The sequence below is a fragment of the Aquihabitans sp. McL0605 genome (assembly GCF_049993875.1).
GTDB lineage: Bacteria > Actinomycetota > Acidimicrobiia > Acidimicrobiales > Iamiaceae > Aquihabitans.
This window is the reverse complement of the sequence record NZ_CP188252.1, coordinates 841,883-857,227: the sequence shown is the minus strand read 5'-3', so window position 1 is coordinate 857,227 and position 15,345 is coordinate 841,883. Positions and strand designations below refer to the sequence as shown.

At 72.7% G+C, this 15,345-nt stretch carries 15 protein-coding genes; 7 read left to right on the top strand and 8 right to left on the bottom strand.

What is annotated here, in order from left to right:
- Positions 1–33 precede the first annotated feature (33 nt).
- Entirely contained in the window at positions 34–543 is a 510-nt protein-coding gene (locus tag ACPPVX_RS03810) for a hypothetical protein (RefSeq protein WP_426573566.1), read from the bottom strand.
- A 41-nt stretch (positions 544–584) separates the two neighbouring features.
- On the opposite strand from ACPPVX_RS03810, the gene ACPPVX_RS03805 reads away from it, so the two are divergent.
- On the top strand, positions 585–1,481 hold the full coding sequence (locus ACPPVX_RS03805) for an LLM class F420-dependent oxidoreductase (protein WP_426573565.1): 897 nt from the start codon (positions 585–587) through the stop codon (positions 1,479–1,481).
- Positions 1,482–1,494: 13 nt separating this feature from the next.
- Here ACPPVX_RS03805 and ACPPVX_RS03800 read toward each other — a convergent pair whose 3' ends face one another.
- Positions 1,495–1,794 carry a hypothetical protein gene (locus ACPPVX_RS03800; protein WP_426573564.1) on the bottom strand — a complete coding sequence of 100 codons (300 nt, stop codon included), beginning with the start codon at positions 1,792–1,794 and terminating at the stop codon, positions 1,495–1,497.
- Positions 1,795–1,933: 139 nt separating this feature from the next.
- Here ACPPVX_RS03800 and ACPPVX_RS03795 point away from each other — a divergent pair, with 139 nt between their 5' ends.
- From ACPPVX_RS03795 to ACPPVX_RS03785, 3 genes are read left to right on the top strand one after another with little or no spacing between them, the layout of a single operon-like run.
- A complete protein-coding gene (locus tag ACPPVX_RS03795) occupies positions 1,934–2,446 on the top strand; it encodes a DUF1330 domain-containing protein (RefSeq protein ID WP_426573563.1) in 513 nt (170 codons plus the stop codon).
- Positions 2,439–3,377 carry an alpha/beta fold hydrolase gene (locus ACPPVX_RS03790; protein WP_426573562.1) on the top strand — a complete coding sequence of 313 codons (939 nt, stop codon included), beginning with the start codon at positions 2,439–2,441 and terminating at the stop codon, positions 3,375–3,377. Before ACPPVX_RS03795 ends, ACPPVX_RS03790 begins: the two co-directional genes overlap by 8 nt.
- 24 nt (positions 3,378–3,401) lie before the next feature.
- Complete coding sequence (locus ACPPVX_RS03785; protein ID WP_426573561.1) at positions 3,402–4,235, top strand: MBL fold metallo-hydrolase; 834 nt, start codon at positions 3,402–3,404, stop codon at positions 4,233–4,235.
- A 69-nt stretch (positions 4,236–4,304) separates the two neighbouring features.
- Here the strand turns inward: ACPPVX_RS03785 and ACPPVX_RS03780 are convergent, their stop codons facing one another.
- Positions 4,305–5,090 (bottom strand): SDR family NAD(P)-dependent oxidoreductase, encoded by a 786-nt coding sequence (locus tag ACPPVX_RS03780; protein WP_426573560.1) that lies wholly within the window; start codon positions 5,088–5,090, stop codon positions 4,305–4,307.
- A 53-nt stretch (positions 5,091–5,143) separates the two neighbouring features.
- Between ACPPVX_RS03780 and ACPPVX_RS03775 the strand changes: the two genes are divergently transcribed.
- On the top strand, positions 5,144–6,040 hold the full coding sequence (locus ACPPVX_RS03775; protein ID WP_426573559.1) for a TIGR03619 family F420-dependent LLM class oxidoreductase: 897 nt from the start codon (positions 5,144–5,146) through the stop codon (positions 6,038–6,040).
- A 36-nt stretch (positions 6,041–6,076) separates the two neighbouring features.
- On the opposite strand, the gene ACPPVX_RS03770 is transcribed toward ACPPVX_RS03775, so the two are convergent.
- From ACPPVX_RS03770 to ACPPVX_RS03750, 5 genes are read right to left on the bottom strand one after another with little or no spacing between them, the layout of a single operon-like run.
- Entirely contained in the window at positions 6,077–7,198 is a 1,122-nt protein-coding gene (locus ACPPVX_RS03770) for a serine hydrolase domain-containing protein (protein ID WP_426573558.1), read from the bottom strand.
- A 13-nt stretch (positions 7,199–7,211) separates the two neighbouring features.
- Positions 7,212–8,267, bottom strand: coding sequence for an endonuclease/exonuclease/phosphatase family protein (locus ACPPVX_RS03765; protein ID WP_426573557.1), 1,056 nt, complete (start codon positions 8,265–8,267; stop codon positions 7,212–7,214).
- Positions 8,268–8,300: 33 nt separating this feature from the next.
- Positions 8,301–9,866, bottom strand: a complete 1,566-nt coding sequence (locus tag ACPPVX_RS03760) for an ATP-dependent DNA ligase (protein ID WP_426573556.1) — start codon at positions 9,864–9,866, stop codon at positions 8,301–8,303.
- A gap of 47 nt (positions 9,867–9,913) precedes the next feature.
- Entirely contained in the window at positions 9,914–10,192 is a 279-nt protein-coding gene (locus ACPPVX_RS03755) for a hypothetical protein (RefSeq protein WP_426573555.1), read from the bottom strand.
- A 58-nt stretch (positions 10,193–10,250) separates the two neighbouring features.
- Positions 10,251–11,975, bottom strand: a complete 1,725-nt coding sequence (locus ACPPVX_RS03750; protein ID WP_426573554.1) for a DUF4214 domain-containing protein — start codon at positions 11,973–11,975, stop codon at positions 10,251–10,253.
- Positions 11,976–12,116: 141 nt separating this feature from the next.
- Here ACPPVX_RS03750 and ACPPVX_RS03745 point away from each other — a divergent pair, with 141 nt between their 5' ends.
- Positions 12,117–13,724, top strand: coding sequence for an ABC-F family ATP-binding cassette domain-containing protein (locus ACPPVX_RS03745; protein ID WP_426573553.1), 1,608 nt, complete (start codon positions 12,117–12,119; stop codon positions 13,722–13,724).
- Positions 13,725–14,076: 352 nt separating this feature from the next.
- A complete protein-coding gene (locus ACPPVX_RS03740; RefSeq protein WP_426573552.1) occupies positions 14,077–15,267 on the top strand; it encodes an acyl-CoA dehydrogenase family protein in 1,191 nt (396 codons plus the stop codon).
- Positions 15,268–15,345 lie beyond the last annotated feature (78 nt).

Sequence of the window (15,345 nt, the reverse complement as noted above, 5' to 3'; positions counted from 1 at the left end):
CCTAGGCACGGCGCCGACGGTCTCGCTGGGGGGTCAGGCGGGTGGCGCCGGCTCCACGTTGCGGATGGCCTCGATGAGGCGCTGGGTGGCGGCGACCAGGTCGCCGCCGCCCTCCTTGTGGCCCCAGACCATGTCCCGCGGCACGTCGAGGCCCCGGACGCCCTCCTGCTGGAGCACGTGGTAGCGGGCTTGGTCCGGTCGGGGGAGGGACCCGTCGTCGTCGGCCAGGTGGTCGAGCCACTCGCGCTCGATCACGGCGAGCAGCCGCTCGGCGACGGCCGTGGCCGCGTCGTCGGTCGAGGCGTCGATGGTCTGCCCGCCGCTCGCGTGCATCAGCGTGGTGCCGTCGCCCAGGGCGACGAGGGTGAAGCCCTGCCGGTCGCCGGTGGGGAGGTCGATGACCACGCCCCACACGGTGGGGTGGGCGGGGCCGGGCGGGGTCAACCCCGCCTCGACCGAGGCGAGGGCGCGGGCGCGGCGGTCGACGTAGGGGTTCGCGCCGGTGCCCGATCCCTTGGTGGTGTCCTTGTTCCGGCGAAGCATCCGAGGAGCCTGGCACACCCGATGTCGGGTAGGAACGGGGGATGCGCATCGGGATCTTCGCCAGCGACGCCAACCTCACCACCCTGGTCGATCGGGCCAGAGAAGCGGAGGCCGACGGGTTCGACTCGTTCTGGCTCCCGCAGATCTTCGGGGTCGATGCCCTGAGCGCCCACACGCTGATCGGCGCCACCGTGCCCCGCATCGAGCTGGGCACCGCGGTGGTGCCCACCTATCCCCGCCACCCCATGGTGCTGGCCGGCCAGGCGCTCACGGTGTCGGCGGCCAGCGGTGGCCGGCTGACGCTGGGCATCGGCCTGTCGCACCAGCTCGTGGTCGAGGGCATGTGGGGCTACTCGTTCGACAAGCCGGTCCGGCACATGCGGGAGTACCTCTCCGCGCTGGTGCCGCTGTGCGCCGGTGAGAACGTGTCGTTCCAGGGCGAGACGCTCAGCGCCAACGGCGGGATCATGATCGAGGGGGCCAGCCCCGTGCCGGTGATGGTGGCGGCCCTGGGCCCCGCCATGCTCAAGCTCGCCGCCGAGCACACCGCCGGGACCATCACGTGGATGACCGGCCCCAAGACGCTGGCCGACCACACGGTCCCCACCCTGCTGAAGGCCGCCACCGAGGCCGGCACGGGCGAGATGCGCGTGGTCACCTCGCTGCCGATCGCGGTCACCACCGATGTCGACGGCGCCCGGGAGCGCGCCTCGCGGGTGTTCTCGATCTACAACCAGCTCCCCAGCTACCGGGCGATGCTCGACCGGGAGGGTGCCGACGGCCCGGCTGACGTGTCGCTGATCGGGAGCGAGGCCGAGGTGCTCGCCGGCGTCGAGCGGTTGCGCAGCGCCGGCGTCACCGACTTCGTGGCCAGCGAGTTCTCGGCCGACCCCGACGTGATCGCCGAGACCCGGGCCCTCCTGAGGTCGCTGCTCTAGGAGGCCTCGGCCGCTAGGAGGCGCCGGCCTCCAGGAAGCCGGCGTCGACGAAGACCTCGCGGGCGCGTGCGGCCTCCTCGGCCTTCACCAGGACCTTGCAGTCGGCGGGGTAGAGCTGCGAGGCCTCGCCGAGGTCGCCGGCGTCGAGCAGGTAGAGCGTGAGGCCTTCGTTCAGGAGCTCGGTGACGACGATCTGGACCTCGAACGCCTTCTGCGCGCCGAGATCGATGGTGACCGGCTCGGGGTGCTCCGCCAGCTCGGCGGCGGCCGCCTGGGCCTTCGCCTCGTCGTCGGGGTGGTTGAACAGGCCCATGGTGCGCTCCTCGGTGGCCGGAGATCCGCTCGCCGGCATCGCTTGGTGCGCTCACCTTACGGGTGACCCGCCCATCCGGTGACGACCGCCGGGCGGCTGACTATTGACAGTTGCTGTGCCACTACTTAGCGTCGGGGGCATGAGCGATGCTGCCTTCCCGACGCCCCCCTCCGATGCCGGCCAGGTGGCGGCCGAGCACCTGGCGGGCAAGGGCCACACCATGCCCGACGGCGAGCAGATGGCGGCCTACCTCGCCCCCATCGCCGACGGCACCGACGGCCCGGTCGTCATGCTCAACCTCAACAAGTACCGCGAGCGAGCTGCCTACGCCGACGGTCGCGACACGGCCGGCCGGTCCGGTCGCGAGGTGTACCTCGACTACGGGATCGTCGCCCAGCAGGCCCTCGGCCACGTCGGCGCCAAGATCCTGTGGGCCACCGAGGCCACCACCCCGCTGATCGGCTGCGAGCACGACGCCTACGACGAGGTCCTGGCCATCTGGTACCCGAACCGGGCCGCGTTCGTGGAGCTCACCAACTTCCCGGGCTACACCGAGGCGCTCCAGCACCGGGAGGCCGCCCTGGCCTGGTCCTCGCTCATCCCCTGCGTCGGGAGCGACGACGGCACCCTGAAGACGCCGTTCGATGTCTGAGCCGTTCACCAGCCCGTTCGACCGACCCGAGGTGGTGGCGGCCTCGGAGGCGTGGGCCGCGTCGGGCCGCTGGATCCCCGCGGGAGGCCACCAGGTCTGGTGCGCCCGCTTCGCCGCCACCACCGCCGTCGGCAACCCGCCGCTGCTGATCCTCCACGGGTTCCCCACCAGCGCCTACGACTGGAAGGCGGCGCTGCCGGCGCTGCGCGCCGAACGAGACGTGGTGGTCCTCGACGTGCAGGGCTTCGGTCTGTCCGACAAGCCCGACCACCGGTACTCGATCCGCGGCTACGCCGACGACGTCGAGGCGGTGATCGCGGCCGAGGCGCTCACCGAGGTCGACCTGGTGACCCACGACATGGGCGACACCGTCGGTGGCGAGATCCTGGCCCGCACCCTGGAGGGCACGTCGGCGCTCGCGGTCCGCCGGCGCGTGGTCACCAACGGATCGATCTACATCGACATGGCCCAGCTCACCCTCGGCCAGCAGGTGCTGCTCGGGCTGCCCGACGAGCGCAACGACCAGGTGGCCTCCGACGGCGGCACCGCCTTCCGCGCCGGGTTCGTGGGCACCTTCGCCCCCGACACGCGGATCGACGACGCCACCGAGCTCGACCTCGACGTGGTCGTCCACCAGGCGGCGCGCGCCGGCGGGTTGGCGATGCTGCCCCGGACCATCCGCTACATCGAGGACCGCCGCGCCGAGGAGCGCCGCTTCACCGGCGCGATCGAGGCCCACCCGGCGCCCGTCGGCCTGGTGTGGGGCGACCTCGACCCGGTCGCGGTGCACGCCATGGCCGAGCGCTTCAGCACCGTCCGCACGGATGCGCCGCTGATCACGCTCGACGGCGTCGGCCACTACCCCATGGTGGAGGCGCCCGACCGGCTCGCCGCCGCCGTCCTCCACCTGCTCGACACCCAGCTGGCCTGAGCGCCGTCACCCGAAGGAACCCGAATGACGATCGAGATCACCCTGCTCGGCACGGGCAGCCCGCTGCCCGATCCCAACCGCGCCGGGCCGTCCACCCTCGTGCGCGCCGGCGGCAAGACGTTCCTGTTCGACGCGGGCCGGGCCGTCGGCCTGCGCCTCGCGGCGGCCGGCGCCGCGTGGTCGATGCTCGACGCCGTCCTCCTGACCCACCTGCACAGCGACCACATCACCGACCTCAACGACGCCATCACCGGCCGCTGGGTGACGAGCCTGGCCCCCAACCCGCTGCCGATCATCGGGCCGGGTCACACCCAGATCGTGGTCGACGGGATCCTGGCGATGCTCGGCCCCGACATCGGGTACCGCATCGCCCACCACGAGGACATGACCGAGGGGCCGGAGCCGGTCGTGACGGAGTCGGCCGGCGGCGTGGTGCTCCACGATGCCGACGCCGACGTGCGCATCATCGCTGCGCCAACCGACCACAAGCCGGTGGAGCCCACGCTCGGCTACCGCATCGAGCACGCCGGCCAGGCCGTGGTGATCGGCGGCGACGGCGTGCCGTGCGCCGGCCTCGACGAGCTGTGCGCCGGTGCCGACGCCTACGTGCAGACCGTCCTGCGCGACGACCTGGTCAGCCAGATCCCGATCCAGCGCTTCCTCGACACGATCGACTACCACTCCACCGTGCGCCAGGCCGGCGAGACGGCAGCCCGCGCCGGCGTCAAGACGCTGGTGCTCACCCACCAGGTGCCCACCCCGGCCCCGGGCTCCGAGGCCGAGTGGATCGCCCTGGCCGCCGAGGCGTTCTCCGGCGAGATCGTCTTCGGCGACGACCTCACCGTCGTCACCGTCTGACCCTGGCCAAGCCCCCGGGTACCGACCCGACCCGTCGACCCGTCGAACGTTCGAGCGCGGCGGGGAGGGTCAGACGACGGTCCAGCCGCCGTCGACGGGGAGGGTCTGGCCGACCACGTAGGTGCTGGCGTCGGACGCCAGGAAGAGCAGGGCCCCGTCGAGCTCGTGCTCGGCGCCCTCGCGCCCGATCGGGGCGCCCCGCTTCACGAACGCCTCCGACGCCTCGTCGCCCCACATGACCTCGGTCATCTCGCTGCGGAACCACCCGGGGGCGATGCCGTTGACCCGCACGCCCTTGCGGGCCCACTGCGCACCCAGCTCGCGGGTGAGGTTCACCAGGCCGCCCTTCGACGCGCAGTACCCGGCCTGCTTCACCGGGGTGCCACCGATGAAGCCGAGGATCGACGACACGTTGACGATGGCGCCGCCACCGCTCGCCACCATGGGCTCGAACGCCAGCTGGCAGAGGCGGAACGGCCCGGTGAGGTTGACCGCCATCGTCCGCTCCCAGCTCTCGGGCGTCTCCTCCTCGGCGGGGCCGATCCACGAGGCGCCGGCGTTGTTCACCAAGATGTCGAGCCGCCCGCCACCGGCCTCGACGGCTGCGGCGATGAGGCGCTCGCAGTCGTCGGCGACGGCCACGTCGGTGGCGACCGGGACGATCCGCTCGCCCAGCTCGTCGGCCAGCTCCTGCAGCGACTCGGCCCGTCGGGCCGCCACCACCACGGTGGCGCCGGCCGCGTGCAGGACGCGGGCGAACCGGCGCCCGAGCCCGGCCGAGGCACCGGTCACGACGGCCACCTTCCCGTCGAGGCGGAAGGGTGCGTACGGGTCGAGAGCGGGGGAGGTCGACATGGCCCGGAGCGTACGCGGGCCGGGTTCGCCCGTGGCGCTGGCAGGCTGGGGCGATGAAGATCCGCATCGGGTTCGGGTTGGGGACGCACACGTCGGCCAACGAGGCAGGGTCGTTCGGCGAGCTGGTCGATGTGCTCGAGGAGCTGCGCTTCGATTCGCTGTGGCTGTCGGAGCGGCTCACCGGCGATGGGCCCGATCCGCTCACCGCGCTCGCGTTCGCCGCCGGGCGCACCCGCAAGCTCAAGCTCGGCACCGGCGTGCTCGTGCTGCCGGGCCGCAACCCCGTCGTCCTGGCCAAGGAGATGGCATCGCTCGACCGCTTGTCGGGCGGCCGGTTCCTGCCCGCCGTCGGCCTGGGCGCGCCCACGCCGGTCGAGCACCAGGCGTTCGGCGTCGACCGCAAGGACCGGGCCGCGTGGTTCGACGAGGCGATGGGCCTGATGCGCCGCCTCTGGACCGAGGACCACGTCACCCACCACGGCGAGCGCTTCCGGATCGAAGACGTCACCCTGCGCCCCAAGCCCATCCAGCAGCCCATCGACGTGTGGCTCGGCGGCCAGGCCCCCTCCGAGCTGCGCCGGGTCGGGCGGCTCGGCGACGGCTGGCTCCCGTCGTTCTGCACGGTCGACGACGTCGCCCGCGGCTGGGAGGTCGTCACCGCCACCGCCGCCGAGCACGATCGCACCATCGATCCCGAGCACCTCGGCGTGCTCGTCACCTACTCCTACCGGGCCATCCCCGATCGGGTGCGGGCGCTGCTGGCCGCCCGCCGGCCCGACCTCGACCCGGCCGACGTGATCCCCGTCGGCCTCGACGCGCTGCGCCAGCGCCTCACGCAGTTCATCGGGGTCGACGCGTCGAAGTTCGTCGTCGTGCCGCTCGAGGAGCCCGACGACTGGGGCACCGAGCTCAAGGCCATCGCCGACGCCGTCGGCGACCTCCAGAACTGACGCGCCGGGCCCGGGAGCCGTCAGACCCGGGAGCCGTCAGACCCGGGGGAAGCAGGCGGCGATCTCGGCCAGGTGGTGGTTGAGCGGCGTGGCGCCGGTGGCGCCCGACTTCCCCAAGCGGACCACGATCACGTCGCGGGCCGGGAAGGCGATGATGCGCTGGCCCTCGAAGCCGTGGGCGCCGAACGGCGTCTCGTCGAGGTCCCAGCTCCACCACTGGGCGCCGTGGATGACGTCGTCGTCCCACGACCGGGGCGCCCGGCTCCAGTCGATCCAGCCGTCGGGGACGATGCGGGCGCCGTCCCAGGCGCCGCCGCGCAGCGCCAGGAGCCCGAAGCGGCACCAGTCCTGGAGGGTGGCGAACACGTAGGACGATCCGATGAACGTGCCGGCGTCGTCGTAGCGGGCGATCGCCGAGCGCATGCCGATGGGGTCGAAGATGCGGTCGTGGAGGAACCGGTCCATGCCGTCGCGGTCGAGGCCGAGGGTGCGCTGGAGGTTGGCGGCGATCACGTTGGTGGTGCCCGAGGAGTAGGTGAACGCCTCGGGCGTCCCGGGCTCGGCGACGAGCGGGAAGCCGGCCGCGAACGCAGCCATGTCGGCCGACGGCTCGCCCCAGAGCATGGTGACGACATCGGGCAGCTCCGGCCCGCCGAGGTCGTAGTACTCCTCGGTCCACTGGAGGCCCGGGCGCATCGTGAGCAGGTGGTCCCAGGTGATCACCGCTCGGGGGTCGTCGGCTGCCGACATCCACTGCGGATCGCCGACCGGCCGGGCGATGTCGACGGCGCCATCGGCCACGGCCACGCCGACGGCCAGGCTGGTGATGCTCTTCGCCATCGACCAGCTGCGCAGCGTGTCGCCGGGCGCGACGGCCTCGGTGCGGATGTCGCCGTCGAGCGCCGCCAGGTCCTCGACCACGCGACGTCCGTAGCGCTCGAGCACCAGGCGTCCGCCGGCCACGACGGCGACCGCACCGGTCAGCCCGAGGGTGTCGTCGAGCTCCGACGCGAGGAGCGCGTCGACCAGCTGCTCGACGCGCGCCTCGTCGGCGCCGGCCTCGGTGGGCGTCTGGCGCTCCCACGCCTCGGTGGGCCAGGCGACCCCGGCGGGAGCTTCGGGGAGGGCGATGACGGGACGGTCTGGCGGCGGCTTCACGCCGCCGATGGTGTCACGCCCGCAGGTGCAGCGTCACCGACAGGGCCAGGTGGTCCGACAGCGATCCGGCCGGACCGCCCCGCGCGGGCCGCCCGGAGAACGCCCAGCGCCGCGGCCGCTCCACCTCGACGGCCAACCCGTCGGGCACCGACAGCCACAGGTAGTCGATGCGCTCCTTGCGCGAGCGTGGGGCCGTGGCCTCCGCCTCCGCCTCCGCCTCGTCGAGCACCTGGTCGGGCTCGTCGGGATCGGGCGGGAGCTCATCGGGGGAGGCGAACGTGCAGGTCGGCCCGCGGCCCACGCCGTGGTCGGCCCACACATCGGTGACCTGCAGCCGGCCCAGCCGGGTGGCGAGGTCGCGGTAGCGGTCCGCGGGGTCTGGGAGCGACGGGTCGGGGTCTCGGGCCTGCACGTTGAAGTCGCCGACGATCAGCAGCGGGCTCGCCGGGTCGTGCTCGCGCTCGGCGAACGCCACCAGCTCATCGACCTGCCGCATCCGCGCCGCGTGGTGGCGGGTGGCGTCTTCGGAGCCGGGCACGGGGAGCAGATCGCCGCCGGCGAACAGGTGGGTGGAGATGACCTCGACGGGCGGCAGGTCGGGATGCACCCGGACGGCCACGAACTGGGCGCCCTTGGTGGCGAACGTGTCGGAGTCGCGCAGGTCGCCGCCCGACCGGTAGCCGTGCTGCGCCGTCCGCACGAGCTGCACATCGGGTCCCACCAGGGTGGCCAGCCCGCTGCCGGTGAGCCGGGGCCGGCGGGCGCGTGGCCCTGCGACCAGCGTGGCCTCGGGCCAGCCGCGAGCCACCGCGTCCTGCTCGGATCGCTCGAAGCACTCGCTGAGCGCGGCCACGTCGAAGCGGCCCGCCAGCGCCTGCCCGACGAGGGGTGCCCGCTCCTCGACGTCGGGCGCGAACCACCCGTCGAGGCCCGGCAGCCGCGGGCCGGTGGTCCACAGGCGCGGGGCCAGGAGCCAGGTGTTCCAGAACGCCACCCGGACCGTGGCGGCCCGGTCTTCGGTGGGCGTGGCGGTGGCGGCCACGGGGGCGGCGGTGGGGTCGGTGGTCACCGGGCCGACGCTAACGAACCGGGTTCGGATCGGTCACCCCGCCCGCATGGCCTGGACCGTGGTGATGGGGTCGGCCTCCTCGGGGGGCTTGTCGTCTCGGTAGCGGACGACCCGGGCGAAGCGGAGGGCCACGCCGCCGGGGTACCGGGTGGAGCGCTGCACGCCGTCGAGGGCGATCTCGACCACCTGCTCGGGCTGCACCCACACGACGCCGGTCTGGGGGCCCGACCACTGGTCTTCGCGCTCGGCCAGCGCCAGGAACCGCTCGGTCTGCCATCGCAGCAGGTCGTCGGTGAGGCCCTTGAACGTCTTGCCCACCATCACGAACCCGTCTCGGGTGGTGGCCGGCGACCCGTCCACCGCCCGGGCCCCGAGGTGGAGGTTGGACAGCCAGCCGGTGCGGCGGCCGTGGCCCCACTCGACGGCCAGCACCACCAGGTCGAGGGTGTGGACCGGCTTCACCTTGCGCCACGCCTTGCCCCGGCGACCCGCCAGGTACGGCGAGCCGATCGCCTTGACCACCACGCCCTCGTGGCCCGACGCCAGCGCCGAGGCCAGGACCGCCTCGCCCGCGTCGGCCTGGTCGGTGACGGTGCCGGGGATGCAGGAGGCGCCGGTGAGGTCGGCCAGCAGCGGCCGCCGGACCGAGACCGGCTCATCGATCAGGTCCCGGCCGTCGAGGTGGACGAGGTCGAAGAAGAACGGTTGGACCGAGCCGGCGGCGGCCTCCACCGTGCCGGCGCCCTCGTCGGACCGGATGCCGCTGGCGGAGTCCTGGAACGCCACGGGCCGGCCCGACGCCGGGTCGACCACGAGCGCCTCGCCGTCGAGCACGAACGACGAGCCGGGGAACGTGCGCACCAGGTCGGCCACCTGGGGCAGCCGCTCGGTGATGTCGTTGAGGTTGCGGGTGTAGATCGTGACCTCGTCGCCCGCCCGGTGGACCTGGATGCGGATGCCGTCGAGTTTCCACTCCACCGCCGACTCGCCCAGCTCGGCGAGGGCCTCGGTGACCGATGCGGCGGTGGACGCCAGCATCGGCTGCACCGGCCGGCCCACCTCGAGGGCCACCGCTTCGACCGCCGCCCGGTCCTCGGTGAGGGCGATGCGGGCCACGGTGTCGAGCCGGCCGCCGAGCATGATCGCCCGCCGCACCACCGTGGCCGGGATCTCCGACGCGGTGGCGACGGCGTCGGTCATCACGCCGGCCAGCGCCCCCTGCCGGAGGCCGCCGCCCACCAGCTGGAACAGGAACGCCGACTCCTCGGCGGTGGCCCGGGCCAGCACCGCGCCGAGCAGCTCCTGCTTGCGCCCGGCCGAGCCGGTCCCAGCGGTGCCCGCCAGCACCGTGAGCACCTCGTCGATCTCGTCGATGGTCAGCGAGGGCTCGGCCGCCGGCGGCTGCTCGGCGCTGGCGATGGTGCGCCACCCCACGCCGATGCGGCCCTGGCGCGGCTCGCCGGTGAGGAACCCCACGGCCGGCTCGATCTCCTGCGGCTCCAACCGGCGCAGGAGCGCAGCCAGCGCGTCGCGCTTGTCCGAGCGTCCGGAGACGCCGGCGACCTGGGCCGATGTGGCCACCACCTCGACGAACAGCATGGGGTCGTTCTACCGCGCCCCCCTGACAGCGAGGCGAGCGGTCGGCGCTACAGGTAGCCCGTCGACGCCAGCTCGGCGCGCACCCGGGGCTCCTCGTCGGGGCGGACGTACAGGTGGCAGTGCTTGGGGAACAGGCTGCCGAGGCGGGGGTTCTCGCTCTGGGCCACCAGGTAGACGGACAGCCCGGCGCTCTTGAGCCGCTCGACCTCCATCTCGATCTCGAACTCCTTCTGGAGCCCGAGGTCGATCTCGACCGGTCGGACGTGCTCGTCCGTGGCCGTGCCGCCGTCGGGCCCCTCGTGCTCGTGCCGCTTGAACCAGCTCATCCGTCGCCCTCCGAAAGCTCGATGAACCGAGCGTAGGTCTTCCCGTGACCAGCGCCGCTCAGGGGAACCGCACCTGGGCGTGGCGCATGTACTCGCTGCTCGAAGCCAGGTCGACGGCCAGGGCCAGATCGCCCTTGGTGAGGATCTGATCCGCCCAGTAGACCCGCCCGGCCGGGTCGGGCGTTCGGCCGAGCAGGTCCTCGTAGAGGCGGGTGACCCGGGCGCGGCGGCTCTCGGGCGACTGGTAGAGCCGGAGCGCCACCGAGGTGCGCCCGTGCTGCGCGGTCTGCGAGACCCAGTAGGCCTTCCCAGCGGCGTCGGGGGCTCGGCCCAGGAGCTTCCCGTACAGGTCGGTCACCCAGCCGCCGGTCGTCCCGCCGCCCGCGCCCCGGAAGTACTCGTCCGAGGCGTAGAACGCCGCGGCGACCTGGGCGACGCTCCGCCGTCCACCCTGGATCTGCTCCACCCAGTGGGCGGTGCCCGAGGGGTCGCCGTGGCGGCCGAGGGTGTCCTGGTAGAGCTGGTCGACGACCGCTCCGATCCACTCGTCCGACCCGGCCAGGCGGTGCAGGAACGCCGGTCGCGTGGTGGCGTGCGCTGTCAGGGCGGCGGTGAGGTCGTCCTCCTCCGTGGGGGTCGGGGCGCGGTGGAGGAAGTCGTCGTAGGCCGCCTCGACGAACGCATGGTCCGGCGACCGGACCGTGATCGTGACCATCGGGATCCGGTCGCCGGAGGCGATCAGGCCGACCTGAGACACGACGTCGGTCGGGATGTACGAGAACGTGTCGGTCCCCTCGAACCCGGGAGCGGGGGTGTAGCTGAACGACCCATCGGTCTGAAGGTCGAGCGAGCCGTGCTCGGGCATGGTCTGGTCCCAGGGGAGGGCGTAGAGCCCCCGCCCGGTGTCGTTGAGCAGGACGCTGTGGGCCACGTCGACGTGCAGCACCTGATCACGGGTGACTCGGTAGGCGTCGTCGCCACCGGTCGGGACGGGGAGCGGACCGAACCCCTCGACGGTCACCGTGATCGTCTGGTCGCCGGCGGTGATGGTGGAGGTGTTGATCGGGGGCTGGCCGTTCGTGGCCGCGAAGGAGAAGTTCACCGAGCACGTCGCCCCCGGGGCGAGCGCCCCGCAGCCGTACGCCTGCATCGTGTACGGCGCACCGGGGTCGGTGATCGTGATGGGGTCGGTGGTGGTGCTCCCGAGGTTCTCGAGGGTGAGCGAGCGCACCGTCGGCGAGCTGCCCGGCTTGGTCGGGAGGAAGCGGATCTGGGTGTCGGTGGCGAAGAGGAACGGTCCGGCGGCGGGATGGGCGTCGGTCTTGGTGGTCCCGTGGACGTGCACCGCCGTGCTCCCGCCGGCCCATGCCACCGTGACGTCGGCGGTCGCCGTGCCGGGGGCCGTGGGGGCGAAGGCGATCTTGACGACGCACGACGCCCGCATCTGGAGCTTCGGTCGACCGTCGCAGTGCGGCGAGTTCGGATCGTTCACGATCGAGAACGGGCTCGAAGCCGGCGCCGACGCGGTGAGCCCGGTGGCGGCGGCCGTCCCGGTGTCGAAGATGAAGGCCTCCACCGTGCTGGTGTCGCCGATCGCGGTCGGGGGGAGCTCCAGCTGGTCGTTGTACGCCCACATGTCGACCTTCGGCGGCCACGGTGCCGGCTCCGCGCCCGCCGGGCCGGCCGGCGCCACGAGCACGGTGGCGGCGGCGCACACGCCGAGGACGACGACCAGGGCACCGGCCGACCGTCGGGCCCGGGCCAGGACGTTCTCGATCATCATCAGCTCCTGCGGGCACGAGGGAGCAGACCCGCCACCCGGTCACGTCGGCACCGGGGCCGAGATGTTGAGGCCGGGCGCCCGCCGCCTTACCACGCCAACCGATGGTGGCATCGAAGGCCAGGTCTGGCACCCTGGACGGCCGTGTTGCAGGTATCGAACCTCCGGGTCGATGTGGGTGGTGTCACCCTCATCGACGGCGTGACGTTCACCGTGCGCGCCGGTGAGAAGGTCGGCCTGGTGGGCCGCAACGGCGCCGGCAAGACCAGCATGCTCAAGGTCATCGGCGGGGCCAACGACGCGTCCGGCGGCTCCGTCCGCTACGACGGCGGCCTCGGGTACCTGCCGCAGGACCCCCGGCTCGACATGGTCCCCGACGACGTCACCGCCCTGCGCCACGTGCTCAGCGGCCGCGGGTTCGACGAGGCCCTCGAGCGCATCGAGAAGCTCCAGGTGGCCATGGAGGGCGATCCCTCCACCCGCAACATCGAGCGCTACACCCGGGCCCTCGAGCGGTTCCGCATGGACGGCGGCTACTCGGCCGAGTCCGAGGTGCGCCGCCTCGCCGCGGGCATCGGCCTGGCCGACGAGAAGCTCGACCTGCCGCTCGGCGCCCTCTCGGGTGGCCAGCGCCGCCGGGTCGAGGTGGTGCGCATCCTCTTCGCCGGCTCCGACGTGCTGCTCCTCGACGAGCCCACCAACCACCTCGACGCCGACGCCAAGATCTGGATGCTCGACTTCCTGGCCGGCTACCGCGGCGCGCTCATCGTGATCAGCCACGACCTCGACCTGCTCGACGAGGCCATCACCCGCGTCATCCACCTCGACCGCGGCGCCGACACGGCCACCGGCACCATGCACGAGTACAAGGGCACCTACACGCAGTACACCAACGCCCGAGAGGCCGACGAGGTGCGGCTGGCGAAGGAGATCGCCATGCAGGCGAAGGAGATCGACCGCCTGCAGAACATCGTCGACCGCTTCGGCGCCAAGGCCACCAAGGCGTCGATGGCCCACAGCCTCGAGAAGCGCATCGACCGGCTCAAGGAGAACGGCCCCACGTCCCAGCGGGCCCGCAAGACCCTCAAGCTCCGCCTCCCGGCGCCTCCCCACAGCGCCAAGACCGTGCTCGAGGCCGAGGGCCTGGCGGTCAGCTACCCCGGCCTCGACGTGTTCGAGGACGTCACGTTCGACGCGGGCCGCGGGGATCGGGTCCTGGTCATGGGCCTCAACGGCGCCGGCAAGACCTCGCTGCTGCGGGTCCTCGCCGACGTCACCGAGCCGCTGCTCGGCACGGTCAAGTGGGGGATGGGCGTGTCGGTCGGGTACTACGCCCAGGAGCACGAGGGCATCCGCTCGGGCGCCAGCCTCGTGCAGCACATGCAGGAGGCCACCGGCGGCATGGGCGACGGCGAGATCCGGGGCCTGCTCGGCATGTTCGGCCTGGTGGGCGACAAGGTCTGGCAGGACGCCTCCACGCTCAGCGGTGGCGAGAAGACCAAGCTGGCCTTGGCGCAGCTGGTGGGCGGCAAGCACAACGTGCTGCTCCTCGACGAGCCCACCAACAACCTCGACCCCGGCTCGCGCACCGCGGTGGCCGACGCGCTCAGCAGCTGGGGCGGCACCCTCATCGTGGTCAGCCACGACGCCGAGTTCGTCGAGGCCCTCAACCCCGACCGCGCCCTGCTCATGCCCGACGGCAACGTCGACCACTGGCACGACGACTTCCTCGAGCTCGTCACCCTCGCCTGACGCCTACCCGGGCAGGCGGACGGGTGGTGACGGTGGTGGAGAACGACGGAGGGAGGCGCCCGAAGACGCCTCCCTCACGCACGTACTGGTAGCACCAGCCCGATGTTGTCGTACCGGTGGGACGAGCCCCGGCCATCGTGCTGGCGGGTGGCTAGCGGGTAATCGCCAGTCGCCCAGGCAGCCGCACTAGCGGCCAGCCACCTCCGAAGTCCCATGAGAACTGTCGTTGATGTGGACCACCTCCTTTCTTCGGTCCCGCCATCCAACCACCGGCGATCCGCCTTGCCAACCGATTATCGGAGGAGTTCGCGAACACGAAACACGGACCGCCCGCCGACCGTATGGTCATCCCATGCCCGGCTTCGAGGTCCCCGACCACGTCCGTCCCATCCGAGACCAGGTCCTGGCCTTCGTGACCGAGCGGGTGGAGCCGGCCGAGCCGGTGCTCCACGAGGGCGGTCCCGAGGCCGCGGCCGTGCTGGCCGACCTCCAGGCCCAGGCCAAGGCCGAGGGCCTGTGGGCGCTCGGCCACCCAACTGAGCTGGGCGGGGGCGGGATGCCGTTCGCCGACTACGTCTACGTCAACGAGGTGCAGGGCCGCAGCGAGTACGGGCAGCTGGCGTTGGGCACCTTCACGCTCCAGGACTCGCTGATGCTCCACGCCCACGCCAGCGAGTCGCAGCGCACTCGCTGGCTCGAGCCCCTGGTGGCCGCCGAGATCTGGCCCAGCTTCGCCATGACCGAGCCGGAGGTGGCGTCGTCGGACCCCACCCAGCTCCAGACCACCGGCACGCTCGACGGCGACGAGTGGGTGATCTCCGGGCACAAGTGGTTCACCACCGGGGCCAACCGGGCGGCGTACACCACGGTCATGTGCCGGACCGAGCCCGACGCGCCCGACCACTCGGCCTTCTCGATGATCATCGTCCCGACCGACACCCCCGGCTACACGATCGTGCGGGAGACCCCGGTCCTGGGCATCCGGGGCGGCCACTGCGAGGTGGTCTACGACGACGTGCGCGTCCCCGCCGACCACCTGCTGGGCGAGCGGGGGAGGGGCTTCGTGATCGCCCAGGAGCGCCTCGGCCCCGGCCGGATCTTCCACGCCATGCGCTGGCTCGGCCAGGCCCAGCGGGCCTTCGACCTGATGTGCGACCGCCTGGTCTCCCGGGGGGCCTTCGGGTCACCGCTGGCGTCGAAGCAGCTGATGCAGCAGCACGTGTTCGACAGCTACGCCCAGATCCAGGCCTGTCGTCTGCTCACCCTCCACGCCGCCGCGGCGGTCGACCGGGGCGGCGACGCCCGCATCGAGATCGGCGCGGTGAAGGTGGTCGGCGCCAGGATGCTCCACGACGTGATCGACCGGGCCGTGCAGGCCTACGGCGCCGCCGGCCTCACCGACGACACCCCGCTCAGCCACATGTACCGGGCCGCCCGCTTCGCCCGCATCTACGACGGCCCCGACGAGGTCCACATCCAGTCGGTCGCCCGTCGCCTCCTCAAGACCTACCGCGACGGCGGCACCTGGTCCTACGCCGGCTGACCCTCCGCCCGCAGCACCCTCACCGCAGCCCCCAGACGCCCGCTCTCTCTCCCCCCCGCCGGGAACGCGGCACCCTTG